The organism is Exiguobacterium artemiae 255-15 (assembly GCF_000019905.1).
GTDB classification, from domain to species: Bacteria; Bacillota; Bacilli; order Exiguobacteriales; family Exiguobacteriaceae; genus Exiguobacterium_A; species Exiguobacterium_A artemiae.
The window spans coordinates 491,832-506,187 of sequence record NC_010556.1 but is presented as its reverse complement, the minus strand read 5'-3'; the positions used below and the strand labels follow the sequence as shown (position 1 = coordinate 506,187).

Annotated in this window: 11 protein-coding genes; 3 read left to right on the top strand and 8 right to left on the bottom strand. The window is 49.5% G+C overall.

Going from position 1 to position 14,356, the window contains the following annotated elements; genetic code table 11:
- Window positions 1–94: 94 nt before the first annotated feature.
- On the top strand, window positions 95–877 hold the full coding sequence (locus EXIG_RS02610) for a CHAD domain-containing protein (RefSeq protein ID WP_012369380.1): 783 nt from the start codon (window positions 95–97) through the stop codon (window positions 875–877).
- On the opposite strand, the gene glsA is transcribed toward EXIG_RS02610, so the two are convergent.
- The 3 genes from glsA to EXIG_RS02595 all read right to left on the bottom strand — a co-directional run bounded on the left by glsA (window position 874) and on the right by EXIG_RS02595 (window position 5,401).
- Entirely contained in the window at window positions 874–1,806 is a 933-nt protein-coding gene (gene glsA, locus EXIG_RS02605) for a glutaminase A (protein ID WP_012369379.1), read from the bottom strand. The two genes, EXIG_RS02610 and glsA, sit on opposite strands and share 4 nt — an antisense overlap.
- 147 nt (window positions 1,807–1,953) lie before the next feature.
- Complete coding sequence (clpB, locus tag EXIG_RS02600) at window positions 1,954–4,527, bottom strand: ATP-dependent chaperone ClpB (protein WP_012369378.1); 2,574 nt, start codon at window positions 4,525–4,527, stop codon at window positions 1,954–1,956.
- 7 nt (window positions 4,528–4,534) lie between these two features.
- Window positions 4,535–5,401, bottom strand: coding sequence for a DnaJ C-terminal domain-containing protein (locus EXIG_RS02595; protein WP_012369377.1), 867 nt, complete (start codon window positions 5,399–5,401; stop codon window positions 4,535–4,537).
- Window positions 5,402–5,593: 192 nt separating this feature from the next.
- Here EXIG_RS02595 and EXIG_RS02590 point away from each other — a divergent pair, with 192 nt between their 5' ends.
- The gene (locus tag EXIG_RS02590; RefSeq protein WP_012369376.1) at window positions 5,594–5,785 is read left to right on the top strand and encodes a YwbE family protein; all 192 of its coding nucleotides are present in this window, start codon (window positions 5,594–5,596) and stop codon (window positions 5,783–5,785) included.
- Window positions 5,786–5,849: 64 nt separating this feature from the next.
- Here EXIG_RS02590 and EXIG_RS02585 read toward each other — a convergent pair whose 3' ends face one another.
- The 3 genes from EXIG_RS02585 to EXIG_RS02575 all read right to left on the bottom strand — a co-directional run bounded on the left by EXIG_RS02585 (window position 5,850) and on the right by EXIG_RS02575 (window position 9,289).
- Entirely contained in the window at window positions 5,850–7,025 is a 1,176-nt protein-coding gene (locus tag EXIG_RS02585; RefSeq protein WP_012369375.1) for a M20 metallopeptidase family protein, read from the bottom strand.
- A gap of 12 nt (window positions 7,026–7,037) precedes the next feature.
- Window positions 7,038–7,892 carry a MurR/RpiR family transcriptional regulator gene (locus EXIG_RS02580; protein ID WP_012369374.1) on the bottom strand — a complete coding sequence of 285 codons (855 nt, stop codon included), beginning with the start codon at window positions 7,890–7,892 and terminating at the stop codon, window positions 7,038–7,040.
- A 218-nt stretch (window positions 7,893–8,110) separates the two neighbouring features.
- On the bottom strand, window positions 8,111–9,289 hold the full coding sequence (locus EXIG_RS02575; RefSeq protein WP_012369373.1) for a CamS family sex pheromone protein: 1,179 nt from the start codon (window positions 9,287–9,289) through the stop codon (window positions 8,111–8,113).
- 132 nt (window positions 9,290–9,421) lie between these two features.
- Between EXIG_RS02575 and EXIG_RS02570 the strand changes: the two genes are divergently transcribed.
- Complete coding sequence (locus tag EXIG_RS02570) at window positions 9,422–9,997, top strand: class D sortase (protein WP_012369372.1); 576 nt, start codon at window positions 9,422–9,424, stop codon at window positions 9,995–9,997.
- A gap of 89 nt (window positions 9,998–10,086) precedes the next feature.
- On the opposite strand, the gene ligA is transcribed toward EXIG_RS02570, so the two are convergent.
- Together ligA and pcrA are read right to left on the bottom strand one after the other, a co-directional pair.
- Entirely contained in the window at window positions 10,087–12,081 is a 1,995-nt protein-coding gene (gene ligA / locus EXIG_RS02565) for an NAD-dependent DNA ligase LigA (protein ID WP_012369371.1), read from the bottom strand.
- 14 nt (window positions 12,082–12,095) lie between these two features.
- The gene (pcrA, locus tag EXIG_RS02560; protein ID WP_012369370.1) at window positions 12,096–14,321 is read right to left on the bottom strand and encodes a DNA helicase PcrA; all 2,226 of its coding nucleotides are present in this window, start codon (window positions 14,319–14,321) and stop codon (window positions 12,096–12,098) included.
- Window positions 14,322–14,356: the final 35 nt, after the last annotated feature.

The following is a 14,356-nucleotide window of genomic DNA, read 5'->3' as shown; positions in this document are numbered from 1 at the left end:
TTCCACCACATTCCAGGGCAACCTGCGCCCTATTTTTATTGAAGCATTCAAGTTTGCTATTTGTTCTACGTAAATTATTTAAGGAGGGATTCATTTGAATCATCGTGATGCGGAAAATTTAACTTTTGAATTACTTGAAACCTGGTCGACATTTAATCATTATGCCGAGGAAGCCCAAACATTTAAAAACCCGGAAGACGTTCACCAGGCGCGGATCCGTTTACGTAAATTAATCACCTTCGCGAAGTTAGTCGATCAAACGGAGGAACCAATCTATCTCATCTGGAAACGATTGATGGCTGCGTTCGGTCAAGTCCGGGATCTTGATGTTCAACTCAGTCAACAAGGTGTCACTTCTCCGATTGAGCAGTTGTTCGCAGAACACCTCGCCTTACAACTGCAAGGCAAACGGGCCACGTTACTCGAAACGATGCATCTGTTGATTTCCGACGAACTCGACCGCTCCGTCCGTCGATTTTTAGCCGGTCGCTTGACGAAACAATTAAAACGGATTGATGAAAAAGATCTTCTTCAGACAGCTGAAAAACGATTCGACAAAAAGAAACTTCATTATGAAAAAGTTCAGCATAAGGAAGGGAAGAAGCGTATTCAGATGATGCATGAGTTACGGCTTGCAACGAAGTTCTACCGCTATACGGTCGAGTATTTACGTCCGTATACCGATTTCCCGAAATCGTCCGTCGACCGGTTAAAACGGATTCAAACCCAATTAGGTGACATCAATGATACGTATAACCGCCTCGAACGCTGGCGTCTTTTCAGCGTTCCTGACGACCAGCTTGCGCAACAACAAAAAGAAATCACCCGTCTTGAGAAAAAGCTTTCGAAACTGCTCGATCAACTGTCGTTTGATTAAGGATGACGCTGGACGAGCAACTCCAGCATCTTCGTTCCGGCAATCGAATTTCCTTTCAGGTCAAGTGCCGGTCCGAAGATACCGATTCCAAGGTCCGCCATGTCGAAGTCACTGCGACCGCAGGCAACGATCGCACCCGATACCCCGCTTTTTCCGGGTAACCCGACCTGGACTGAAAATTCACCGGACGCATCGTACATGCCGCATGTCGTCATGATCGCCCGGATGATCCGTGCATTCCGGCGGGAGATGACTTGATTCCCGGATGGTGTTTTTCCGGATTGACTTAAAATTTTCCCCATCATCGCGAGTCCTTTACAATTGGTCAAAATCGCACACTGTTTTGTATAGACATCGATGATTTCTTCGACGTTCCCTTCGATGACTCCATGATACCGCATGAAGTACAGCAGAGCCCGGTTTAAGTCGGTCGTCTCGAATTCGGACTTCGCGACCTCTGCATCGTATTTGACCATATCGAGTTCGATATCCAGCAGATCGGCAATGAATTGGCGTAACCGGTTCAGCTTATCGGCTGCATCTTCCCCCGGTAACATGCTCGTCACAGCGAGTGCTCCGGCGTTGATCATCGGATTCAGGGGTTTCGTCGGAATCGTCTCTTCAAGCTTCGCAATCGAGTTGAACGCGTCTCCCGTCGGTTCCATACCGACCTTCGAGAACACGTAATCTTCACCAAATGTCTCGAGGACAAAGGCTAACGTGATGATTTTTGAAACACTTTGTAAGGTGAACATCGTTTCGGCGTCTCCCGCGGATACAAAACTGCCGTCTGCATTACAAACAGCGATTCCGAGTTGGGTCGGTTCCGATTTTGCCAGTTCTGGTATATAACTCGCCACCTGCCCGAGCACCGTATAGGGGCGGCATTCAGCGATTAATTCTTCTAGTTGTTGTTGCGTTACGTTCATCGGAGTCCCTCTTCCTGTCGTTTTCATTAGCTTATCATGCTTTTTCGTCACGAGGTATGCCGTTATTCTTTTTTAGTTTTCCTTCTCATTCAAAAGGTCGTCTCTCCCCTGACTGTCAGAGGATGAGACGACCTTTTAAACTATAGTTTAGCGGATAACGAGTTCTGTACCGTCTGTATCGATTGCCACATGCGAACCATCCTGGATGGATCCACTAATCAGAGCCCGTGCCAGTTTCGTTTCAATCGTCCGCTGGATATACCGGTTAATCGGACGGGCACCGTACTGTGGTTCAAACGCTTCATTGAAAATTAACGTTTTCGCCGCTTCTGTGACATCAATCGTAATTTCACGACCTGACAGACGTTCTGCCATCTTGCTGACGGCCTTGTCGATGATCCGTTCGATTTCCGCCCGGTGGAGAGGATGGAACAGAATCGTGTCATCAATCCGGTTCAGGAATTCCGGCCGGAAATACTTTTTCAGTTCTTGGCGGACCGCTTCTTCTTCGGCCGCATCAATATCACCGTCTTTTGCTGCTTCGAGTAAAATATGCGATCCAATGTTCGATGTCATGATGACAATCGTGTTCTTGAAATCGACCACCCGTCCTTGCGCATCGGTCAAACGGCCGTCGTCCAGTACTTGAAGTAAGATATTGAAGACGTCCCCGTGTGCTTTTTCGATTTCGTCAAACAACAGCACCGAATACGGACTCCGACGGACGGCTTCTGTTAATTGACCGCCTTCTTCATAACCGACATAACCGGGAGGTGCTCCGACAAGGCGGGAAACGTTGTGTTTCTCCATATACTCGGACATATCAATCCGGACGATGTGTTCTTCACTGTCAAACATGGCGGCTGCAAGAGCTTTCGCAAGCTCCGTTTTCCCGACTCCTGTCGGTCCAAGGAACAGGAACGAACCGATTGGACGATTCGGATCTTTGATTCCTGCACGCGCCCGGATGACAGCATCCGAGACCAGCCGGACTGCTTCATCCTGACCAAAAACACGTTCATGCAACGTATCTTCTAAATACAGTAACTTTTCGCGTTCCCCTTGTGCGAGACGGCTGACGGGAATTCCCGTCCACTTCGACACGATATCGGAAATCTCTTCGTCCGTCACGGCTTCCCGGACGAGTTCATGCGCGACGTGTTCCGCTGATTCTTCCGCCACTTTCAACTGATTTTCAAGTGCCGGAATCTGTCCGTATTTGATTTCCGAGGCTGTATTCAAATCATACCGTCCTTCAGCTTCCTGAAGAGCCAGTTTTGCTTTTTCAAGATCTGCCCGCAACTGCTGGACATTTTGGGAACTGTCTTTCTCGCGTTCCCATCGTGTCCGGAGCGCACTTTCGTCTTCCCGGACAGAACTGAGTTCCTGTTGCAGGGTCTCGAGTCGTTTCCGGGATGCTTCATCGGTTTCTTTTTTCAGTGCGGCTTCTTCGATTTCAAGTTGCATGACACGGCGGACGAGTGAATCCAGTTCCGCCGGCATCGATTCCATATCGGTCCGAATCATCGCACACGCTTCATCGACTAAATCAATGGCTTTATCGGGCATGAAACGGTCCGTGATGTACCGGTCTGACAGGATGGCTGCCGCAACCAGGGCATTATCATGAATCCGGACACCATGATGGATTTCAAACCGTTCTTTCAGACCACGTAAAATCGAAATCGTATCTTCGACATCTGGTTCCGCGACCAGCACTTGTTGGAAGCGGCGTTCAAGTGCAGGATCTTTTTCGATGTACTTCCGGTATTCATCTAAAGTCGTCGCACCGATACAGTGCAGCTCTCCGCGGGCAAGCATCGGTTTCAGCATGTTTCCGGCATCCATCGCGCCTTCGGTCTTCCCGGCACCGACAATCGTGTGCAATTCGTCGATGAACAACAGAATCTGTCCTTCTGCTTCCTTAACTTCATTTAAGACCGCCTGAAGACGTTCCTCAAACTCTCCGCGGTATTTTGCACCCGCGACAAGCGTACTCATATCGAGACTGAACAACTGTTTGTTTTTCAGACTTTCCGGGACATCTCCCCGGACAATCCGTTGCGCCAGACCTTCGACGATTGCGGTTTTCCCGACACCCGGTTCCCCGATCAAGACCGGATTATTTTTCGTTTTCCGGCTGAGAATCCGGATGACACGACGGATCTCGTCATCTCGTCCGATGACCGGATCGGTTTTCCCGGACCGGAAGTCTGCGACAAGATCGCGGCCATATTTCTTCAAGACGTCGAAAGTCGCTTCCGGATTTTTAGTCGTTACTTTGCGGTTGCCCCGCATTTCGATGATTGCTTCCCGTAAGACCTGTTCAGTTACTCCCTCGTTCCGCAAATATTGTGTCGCCGGACTGGATTGTTTCACAAGACCTAACAATAAGTGCTCGACAGAAACGTAATCGTCTTGCATCAAACGGGCTTCGGTTTCTGCTTCCGTCAACACCTGCAATAAGGAGTTGCTGATTCGCGGCGTCGAAGATTGACCGAGCGCCGGTAACCGTCCGAGTGCTTCATTGACGCCCGTCTCCAACTGGTCGATCCGTTGATCGAGTTTCTCAAAAACAATCCGTGCAATGCCTTCTTCTTGTGAAAGCAAAGCCAGCAACAAGTGCCACTCTGTAATCTCACTGTGTCGACGCTGTTTGGCAATGGCTTGTGCCGATACGATGGCTTCATGTGCCCGGTCCGTTAATTTTTCGAAATCCATTTTCCCGTCACTCCTTCACAGATAAACGATTTTCCCACTCTTCATAAAACGATGGTTCCATTTCCGGTAATTTGACTTCTAGTTGAACCAGCAAGGCACCGCGGTGTCCCTCCCGGTTACTGAGTCCCCGATTCGGGATCCGAAGACGGGCTCCCGGTTTTGTGCCGGGCTTGATTTTTAATTTGACACGTTTTCCTTCCAACGTATCTGCCACGACTTCTCCACCGAGAACAAATACCGTCGGATAGACACGGACAGTCGAGATGACATCGGTTTCCTGCCGGCGGAATTGATCATCATCCTTCAGGTGAATCGTCACGTACACATCTCCCGCAATTCCTTTACGGTTGCGTTTCGAACTTTTCCCGCGTAACCGGACTTTTTTCCCGTCATACAAATCTTTCGGCAGACTCATTTGAATGGCTCCTGTCGCCAGTCGGATCGTCACCTTGTCATTCTGACTGAGATGACTTAACGGAACCGTCAATTCGAGTTCTTCGTCCGTTTCTTCCGGTTCTTGACTAAAAAACGAACCGAACATATCTTCAAATCCAAACGATTGCCCTGCCGATCCCGCCGTCCGGGATTGACGTCCGTTGAATTGGCGGAAAAGATCGTCATAGTCGGCTGACTGTCCATACCCCGCTCCAGCCATCCGTTCATAGTTACTTCCATATTGATCATACTGTGCCCGTTTTTCTTCATCCCCGAGGACATCAAACGCTTCCTGGATATCTTTGAAGCGCTGATCCGCACTCGCTTCCTGATTGACGTCCGGATGGTATTGTTTCGCAAGCTTTCGGTAAGCCCGCTTGATTTCCTGGTTCGATGCCGTCTTCTCGACACCAAGCGTTCGATAATAGTCTTTCGCCACGCTGATCACTCCCTTAACTTTTTGTTCTGTATCTTAATTATAGAATTGGTCAGTCAATTGGTCAAATATAGTCAAACTTTTTTTGACGATTCTTTTGTTCTTTTCACTTTACGCATTTTCCTCAAACAAGTTTCGCTCCAGGAAACCATGATATACTGACAACTAGCATTATGAAAAAGGAGCGATCAAGACATGGATGGTAAAAAACGCGCCGATGTTAAAATCGGACAACACGTCAGTATCGTATTAAAACAAGACCAGCGGACAGGTAAACGGACGGAAGGAATCGTCAAGGATCTGTTGACCAAGTCGCCGAATCACCCGCACGGAATCAAAGTCCGTCTCGAAGACGGACAAGTCGGTCGGGTTCAAGAAATCTTATAAGAGAGCACATGAAAAAGACACCCGTCTTCCGGTCATCATCGGCCGGAAAACGGGTGTCTTTTCGTCAATTACTGGACTCTTCGAGATAACGTAAGGTCACTTCGATTAAAATACGGGCTGCATGCTGCATCGCCTGCTCTTCAAAGTCAAACTTCGGGTGGTGATGGGGATAAAAGGTTTCGTCCCCTGCTCCCGTGAAGAAAAAGGTGCCGGGTACTTGTTGCAGATAATACGCGAAGTCTTCGCCGCCCATCGTCGGAGCAATTTCAAAGACGTGATCCGCACCCATGATGTCAGACGCAACGGTCCGTAAAAGGTTCGTTTCTTGCGGATGATTGACGACCGCCGGATATCCTCTTTCGTACGTAAACGAATAGGTCGCCCCTGCCGCGTCACACACGCCTTTAATCGTCCGTTCCATTTCGTGGACGATTTGCTCAGCGACTTCCGGATCAAATGTCCGGATTGTCCCGGTCAGTTCCGCACTGTCGGCAATGACATTAAACGTATTCCCGGCATGCAGTGTTCCGATGGTCAAGACCGCTTGCTGAAGGGGATCGAGTCGGCGGCTGACGATACTTTGCAACTCTTTGACGACCGTCGCCCCGAGTACGACGGCATCAATCGTTTCGTGTGGCTTCGCGCCATGTCCCCCGCGCCCGAACAACGTCAACTCGAACTTATCGGCCGCTGCCATGACAGGACCGATCCGGTAACCAATCGTTCCAAGTTTCGTCGTCGACCACAGATGGGTTCCGAAGATGACATCGACACCGTCGAGGCATCCGTCGGCAACCATGTCCCGTGCCCCGCCCGGAACGACTTCTTCCGCGTGTTGGTGAATCAAGACGACGTTCCCTGCCAACTGTTCTTTCTGACGGACCAGAATTTCGGCGACGGCAAGTAACGTCGCTGTATGGCCGTCATGTCCGCATGCATGCATGACACCGGGCACGGTCGACCGGTAATCGACGGTTTTTTCATCCTGAATCGGCAACGCATCAAAGTCTGCCCGCAGTGCGACCGTTTTTCCCGGTTTTCCTCCGCGAATCGTTCCGACTACCCCCCGGCCACCGACACCGGTCCGGATTTCAATCCCAAGCTCCGTCAATCGATCCGCAATGAATTGCGGGGTATCGACCTCATGAAACGACAACTCAGGATGTCGATGTAAATACCGACGCCGTTCGACCATCACTGGAAATAACTGCTCCACCATCTCTTCCACTGTCTGTTTCATTATGTACGCCCCCTATTTTTTACTGTGCAACATCTTGACGCTTTCCCGTGTATACTGCAGCCGTTCGATCGTATCGTCATAATGGACGGCAGCATAGGATAAAAACAACACATCAATCGCAAACAACTGGGCGAGACGCGAACTTAAGGCCGCACTGCGTAACGGCGCTTCCGGCGCCCGTGACGTCCATAAGGCGATATCCGCCAACTGGCTGACCCGGTTATCCCCGAACCGCGTCAAACTGATGACTTTCAGCCCGCGAATCTTGGCAAGCCGGATTAACTCGACGACTTCCTCGGTTTCACCACTGTAAGAAATCGCAAAAAAGACATCATCCTGACTGGCGTTCGCAAGAATCGTCGCGACGAGATGTTGATCCGATTCCTGAATCGTCAGTTTCCCGACGCGTGTCCATTTTTGTGCAGCATCCAACGCGACGACGTTCGATGCCCCGATTCCGTAAAAGTAAATTGCGCGTGCCTGGTCCAAGACATCCGCCGCTTCGGCAATCCGGTCTTCACTCAATTGTTTCGCCGTATCTTGTAAGGCTTGAATGCTGTTGCTGACCGTTTTTTCCACTAAGTCAGCAGGCCGTTCATTTTTTTCAATATCATGATACCCCTTTAAATCGGTTCGTGCCGTATCCGCTGAAATCCGCATCCGCAGTTCTGGATATCCTTTTAAACCGAGTGCCCGGCAAAAACGGACGACCGCTGCGGCACTTGTTCCCGATTCCTCGGCTAAATGATGAATCGTCATCCCCGCGATTTCATTCATATGCGCTAAAACAAAATCAGCGACTTTCCGCGAAGAAGAAGGCAACTCTTCGTGGACGGCGCTAATCTGTGAAAAAATACCACCTTTCATGCGACCCGCTCCCTTACCATGGATTAAAACAGGCGAATCCAGCGTGTCTCTGCTGATTCGCATGATGCTTCTTTTCTATTATGCGCTTTCAAGACGGCTTTCGTAAATCTAAAGAAATCTGACAATAGTAAATCGTTGTTTTGTTGTGCTTAAAAGTCAGCTTAGACTCAACAAAAAAGACTCCTGCTTGCGCAAGGAGCCTGTCTGTTCAAATGAAATCAACGGATTTTGACAATCGGTTTTTTCGTATCCGGCTCGATGAATAACATCGCTTCCGTATCGCCGTTCAAGTTCGTGACGGTAATCGTTGTCGGGACATTCCGATTGTATTCCCAACGATTTTCGAGCAAGTAGGTCACATATTGAATGAACGCTACGAGTTCTGCTTTTCCGTAAAACTGAACCGGAATCTTGATTTCCAACTTCTTCAGTTCACCTTCCTGATAAAAGCCTTCTCCCATCATACCGGTGTAGTTCGGGAAATAGTCTTCGAGGCGGTCCTTGAACAAATCAAACTTCGCGGCATCATCACGGACATCGTTCGTCGCGGCACCCGATGGGTAGTAATAATATTTTTCATCATAGTTCTTCCAGTCGTTCGAACTGATCTGATTGCCGCGCCCGATAAAGGCGGAAGATACATAATGTCCGGAAACCGGTGACCCTTCACTTTCCTGCAAATACAAGGCGACGTGGATCGGTGTCGTTTTGATACCGTCCGTTTTCCGCATTTTCTTGACCAATTCATTTGCCATCCGTTTTCCTTCTGCGATGACTTTTTTCTCGTCGAGTTTCACGGTATAGGTCGGACCGTAGTTTTCATCCTGGAAAACATATTCGCTGTTTAAGACTAAAGCGACGGATGTCCCGCCGAGTTCGAGTTTTTTATCTTCTTCCAACATGTAGTCCTGTTCCAAAATGTGCGATAGAATCAAAGGAGACTTTTGGTTTTTTTCTTTGTAAGACTTTCCGGTCGTATAGGCAGGGTTCAAGCCGTTCGGATCACTGACACCATCCACGGCTTTTCCTTTTCGTAACAACCACTGGGCAATTTGATCGGCCTCGAGCAGTTGTCCTTCTTGATAATAGTATTTATCAGGAGCAAAAAATTGAGTGGAGTGACGCATCAGGCCGGTCTCGATTTCATCCAGCTCCAGGCGGGAACTGACCCGCTTTTGTGTCATCCCGCGGGCGACACTCGGTCGGAACGGTAAGACGGTCCGATAATAGGAATCGGTTGTATCAATTGCCGGACTGACGACGGCTTGGACTTCTTTTCCTTGTTCGCTCTCTGTAATGACTTCTTTTGTATCGCTTTTCTGTGACAAATCAAACGAACACGCGCCGAGGAATAATGTACTCGTCAACGTCAACGCTGCTATTTTTTTAGATTTCATTTCTTTACGCACCCCATGTTTTTAAAATCGTTCTCTCTATCATAACAGAATAGTTTTCCATCCGGGAAGGTGTAGTTTTCCCCTGATTTTCAAAAAACGATCCTGCTGAAACAGCAGATGAAAGGATACTTCATGAAACGACAAAAATTTTTAGGCCTGCTTCTTCTGATTGCGGGCATCCTGCTGATTCTCTGGCCGCTGTATACCAACCATCAAAAACAGGCGGCCGCGGAAGAGCTGAAGCAACAGTGGACACAAAACTTAAAAGCGGTCGATGCAAAGGAAACGAAGCAGCCTGTCGCAACGAACGGCAGCGGATTATTGACGATTCCATCCCTTAATTTTGAGCAAGTCATTTTAGAAGGGGCTTCGACGGCTGTCCTCGATCAAAGCATCGGTCATCTGAAAGCGACCGGCGCTCCCGGTAAAGGCAATTACGCTTTGGCGGGACACCGCAGTTTCACAAAAGGACTGCATTTTAATCGTCTGCCGGAGTTGAAAACGGGTGCACATGTCATCGTGACGACAAAAAGTCATCGGTATACCTATCAAATGAAGACCTCACAACTTGTCAAACCAACGGATTTGTCCGTCTTAAATCAAGACGTCAAGCAAGCAACCCTTACACTGATTACGTGTGATCCGCCGGAAACGGCAACCAATCGGTTAATCAAACAAGGGGTTTTAATCAAAACCGAATCGCTGTAACATACCATTTCAACAGCAAACAGGGAAGGCGCCGTGAATCATGCGCCTTCCCTGTTTTTATTTAAATCATCCGTTTGATGGATGTTTGGTTACCCTTCGTATTTCGCCAGCTCTTCAAGCAGTTGTGTTTCATTCCAAATCTCGATTCCGAGCGACTCGGCTTTCGTTAACTTCGAACCGGCCTTTTCTCCGGCTACTAAAATGTCCGTTTTCTTACTGACGCTGCCGGTCACGTCCGCACCAAGCAACTCGAGCCGTTTCCCGGCTTCTGAACGCTTCAGTGATTCGAGCGTTCCGGTCAACACAATCGTTTTACCGGCGAGCGGTGCATTCGATTGATCGACCCGTTGTCCGAGAAACTGTTGGTTCAGTCCGAGTTCTGCTAAGTCCTTGATCAAGGCTTGCGCTTCCGGATGTTCAAAATACTTCGTCACAGAATCGGCAATCTTACTGCCGATTCCATCAATCGCTAAAATATCTTCATATTCCGCCTGTGCGATGCCGTCGAGTGAATCAAACCGCTCTGCCAGCAGGTACGCCGCTTTTTGACCGACCAATCGAATCCCGAGACCAAACATCAACCGTTCCAAAGAATTTTGCTTCGACGCTTCAATCGCAGTCAGAAGATTATCGACCGACGTTTCACCCATCCGTTCATACGTCAACAATTCATCCCGGTCGAGGCGGTACAAATCGGCGAGCGTCCGGATGGCTTCATGTTCATACAATTGACGCACGACTTTTTCGCCGAGACCGTCGATATTCATCGCTTGACGCGAGACGAAGTGAATGATGCCTTCGACAAGCTGGGCCGGACACTCCGGACTGACACACCGAATATCCGCTTCGCCTTCCAATCGAACAAGTTCCGACTCGCAGGCCGGACAATGAGCCGGAAATTCGATCGGTTGTTCGTTCCCTGTCCGTTCTGAAACGACGACGCTGACGACTGCCGGTATGACGTCTCCGGCTTTTTTGATGATGACTTGATCGTGCAGTCGAATATCTTTTTCCGTGATGAAGTCCGCGTTGTGCAATGTTGCATAACTGACGGTTGATCCGGCGACGACGACCGGCGCAAACCGGGCGCGCGGCGTGACTTTCCCTGTCCGTCCGACACTGAAATCAACTTCTTCGACTGTCGTCATGACTTCTTCTGCGGCAAATTTATACGCCGTCGCAAAGCGGGGACTTTTCGCCGTGAAGCCAAGTTCTTCCTGATCGTCATACCGGTCAACTTTCAGGACGATACCGTCGATTTCATACGGTAAATTAGAACGTTCCATCGTCCAGTGGGCAATGTAGGCTAAAATCTCTTCGACCGTCTCACACGTCTGCATCTCCTTGTTCGTCGGTAACCCGAGCTCAGCCAGCTGAAGCATCGCTTCGCTGTGCGAACGGGCACTCAGTGTATTGACACCGACACCGTAGACGAATAAGGACAGATTGCGGGATGCCGTAATCGACGAGTCGAGCTGGCGTAAGCTCCCTGCTGCTGCATTACGCGGATTGGCGAACAAGGCTTCCTCACGTGCTGCCCGGTCCGCATTCAAGCGTTCAAATGATTGTTTCGGCATATAGGCTTCCCCTCGGACTTCGACCGTCTCATTTCGACGTAACCGAAGGGGTAAGGCTTTGATTGTCCGCAGGTTTTGTGTAATATTCTCGCCGACCGTTCCGTCGCCCCGCGTCGCACCACGGACAAGTTGTCCGTCTTCGTACTTCAAGGAAATCGCAAGTCCGTCAAACTTCAACTCTGCCACATACGTCGTCGACCGGCCGAGTGAGCGTTCGATGCGGGCGACCCACTCCCGGATTTCTGTTTCGTCAAAGACATTGCCGAGCGATAGCATCGGTAAATCATGAGTCACCTTCTCGAAGGCATCGAGCGCCGCAGCACCGACGCGTTGCGTCGGTGAATCTGGCGTGATCAGTTCCGGATGTGCCGTTTCAAGTTCCGTCAGTTCCCGTAACAATTGATCATAGGTGCTGTCCGGAACAGTCGGTTGATCCTGCACGTAATATTCGTAACTGTATTGGTTCAACTTTTGGCGTAATTCCTCGATTCGTGCCTGTTCTATCATCTTGACGCCTCCACTCATACCTTTTTGATTGGTGCGAATTTCGCAAGCAACCGTTTGACACCGACTTCCGGGAAGGCGATATCGATTTCTAAGCTGTCCCCTGCTCCGCGTGTCTGAACGACGGTTCCGCGTCCCCATTTTCCATGTTCCGCTTTGTCACCGACGTTCCAGCCGAGTGATTCTGCGCCTGATGTCTTCATCGCTGTCGGTTTCGTGACCGATCGGCCGATGACGGCTTTTCCTTGCGGTACCGGTCGATCTTCCCATGGCAATGGCTTCGGTTTTTTACCGGTCCGTTCCAATACTTCCTCCGGTAATTCGGCAAGGAAACGGGATTCGAGATTGGCATTCGTCCGGCCATACAGTGAACGCATCCGCGCGTGGGACAAGTACAATCGTTTTTCAGCCCGCGTAATTCCGACATAGGCGAGACGACGTTCTTCTTCCATTTCGTCTTCATCCTGCAGGGAGCGGCTGTGCGGGAACAATCCTTCTTCCATCCCGATCAGGAAGACGATCGGGAACTCGAGTCCTTTTGCGGAGTGTAACGTCATCAAGGTGACCTGTTCCCCCAGATCACTCTCATCCAGTGAATCGACATCGGCGACCAGCGTCAAATCCGTTAAGAACGCGATGATCGTTTGGTCTTCCGGATCGGCTTTTTCGGTCTCTTTTTCAAAGTTTTGTGCGACTGTGATGAACTCGTTGATGTTCTCGAGACGACTTTGTGCTTCGAGTGTTTTGTCTTCTTTTAAGACTTGGCGGTATCCGGTTTTCTCAAGGACTTCTTCCACCAGTTCGGACAGGCTGATGAATTCCTGCATTTGCTGTAAGCCAAGAATCATTGTCCGGAAATCCGTCAGTTTCGCTGCCGTTTTCGGGGCAATGCTCGACAATTCGATGTCGCGGATCGCTTCCATCAAGGACACGCCTTGCAGGTCGGCAAAATCACGCAGTTTATCAATCGTCGTCGCTCCGATACCGCGTTTCGGTTCATTGACAATCCGGGCAAACGATAAGTCTTCGTTCGGATTTGAAATCAGGCGCAGGTACGCCAGGACATCCTTGATTTCTTTACGGTCATAGAACTTCGTGCCGCCGATCATCTTGTACGGGACATTGGATTTCAGCAACGTTTCCTCAATCGCCCGCGATTGGGCATTCGTCCGGTACAGAATTGCGACATCGTTTAGTTTCATGCCGTAACGCAATGCATTCCGGATTTCCTGGACGATATAAAACGCTTCTTCCCGCTCATTTTCCGCTGTATGGACAATCAGTTTTTCGCCTTCTGCGTTTTCCGTCCACAGTTTCTTATCTTTCCGGGTACTGTTGTTTTGAATGACATGGTTCGCTGCATCCAAAATTCGTTTCGACGAACGGTAGTTTTGTTCGAGCAGGATGACTTTCGCTGTCGGATAATCTTCCTCAAACGACAGGATGTTTGCGATATCGGCTCCGCGCCAGCGGTAAATCGACTGATCCGAGTCCCCGACGACACATAAGTTCTGGTGGGCTGCTGCCAGGAGATTGACGAGATCATACTGGGCTTTGTTCGTATCTTGATACTCATCGACATGGATGTATTGGAACTTTCGTTGATAAAACGACAGGACGTCCGGATTTTGTTTAAACAGTTCTGTCGTCTTCCCGATCAAGTCATCAAAATCAAGGGCGTTGTTGCGACGCAGGACCGCTTCGTATCCTTTATAAATCTCAGCAACCGTTTTTTCATACGGATTCGTGACGATGGACGCGTAGAACTCGGCACTGCGCAGTTCATTTTTTTGACTCGAGATGATCGACAGCATCGACCGGGGATCCCACTTCTTCGGATCGAGGTTCTGTTCTTTTAAGACGAGCTTCAGTGCTGACTGTTGATCGCTCGAATCAAGAATCGTGAAGTTCCGGTTATAGCCGATTTTTTCGATGTCACGCCGTAACATCCGGACACACATCGAGTGGAAGGTCGAGACCCAGATGTCATTCGCGACACCGCCGACGAGCCGTGAAATCCGGTCACGCATCTCGCGTGCCGCTTTATTCGTAAACGTAATCGCGAGGATATTCCACGGCGCAACTTGTTTTGCTGCCATCAAATAGGCAACGCGGTGTGTCAGGACACGGGTTTTCCCGGAGCCTGCTCCCGCCATGATCAAGAGCGGTCCATCGGTGTGTTTGACTGCCTTTGCTTGTTCCGGGTTCAATCCGCTGACAAGCTGTTCACTTAAATTAAACATCTAAATAGCCTCATTTCTATATTCCGAACTTTTGT

Coding starts and splice junctions, on each gene's coding strand:
- glsA (WP_012369379.1), bottom strand. CDS start 1,806: ATGAACGTAACGCAACAACAACTAGAAGAATTAATCGCTGAATGCCGC.
- clpB (WP_012369378.1), bottom strand. CDS start 4,527: ATGGATTTCGAAAAATTAACGGACCGGGCACATGAAGCCATCGTATCG.
- EXIG_RS02590 (WP_012369376.1), top strand. CDS start 5,594: ATGGATGGTAAAAAACGCGCCGATGTTAAAATCGGACAACACGTCAGT.
- EXIG_RS02585 (WP_012369375.1), bottom strand. CDS start 7,025: ATGAAACAGACAGTGGAAGAGATGGTGGAGCAGTTATTTCCAGTGATG.
- EXIG_RS02580 (WP_012369374.1), bottom strand. CDS start 7,892: ATGAAAGGTGGTATTTTTTCACAGATTAGCGCCGTCCACGAAGAGTTG.
- EXIG_RS02575 (WP_012369373.1), bottom strand. CDS start 9,289: ATGAAATCTAAAAAAATAGCAGCGTTGACGTTGACGAGTACATTATTC.
- EXIG_RS02570 (WP_012369372.1), top strand. CDS start 9,422: ATGAAACGACAAAAATTTTTAGGCCTGCTTCTTCTGATTGCGGGCATC.
- ligA (WP_012369371.1), bottom strand. CDS start 12,081: ATGATAGAACAGGCACGAATCGAGGAATTACGCCAAAAGTTGAACCAA.
- pcrA (WP_012369370.1), bottom strand. CDS start 14,321: ATGTTTAATTTAAGTGAACAGCTTGTCAGCGGATTGAACCCGGAACAA.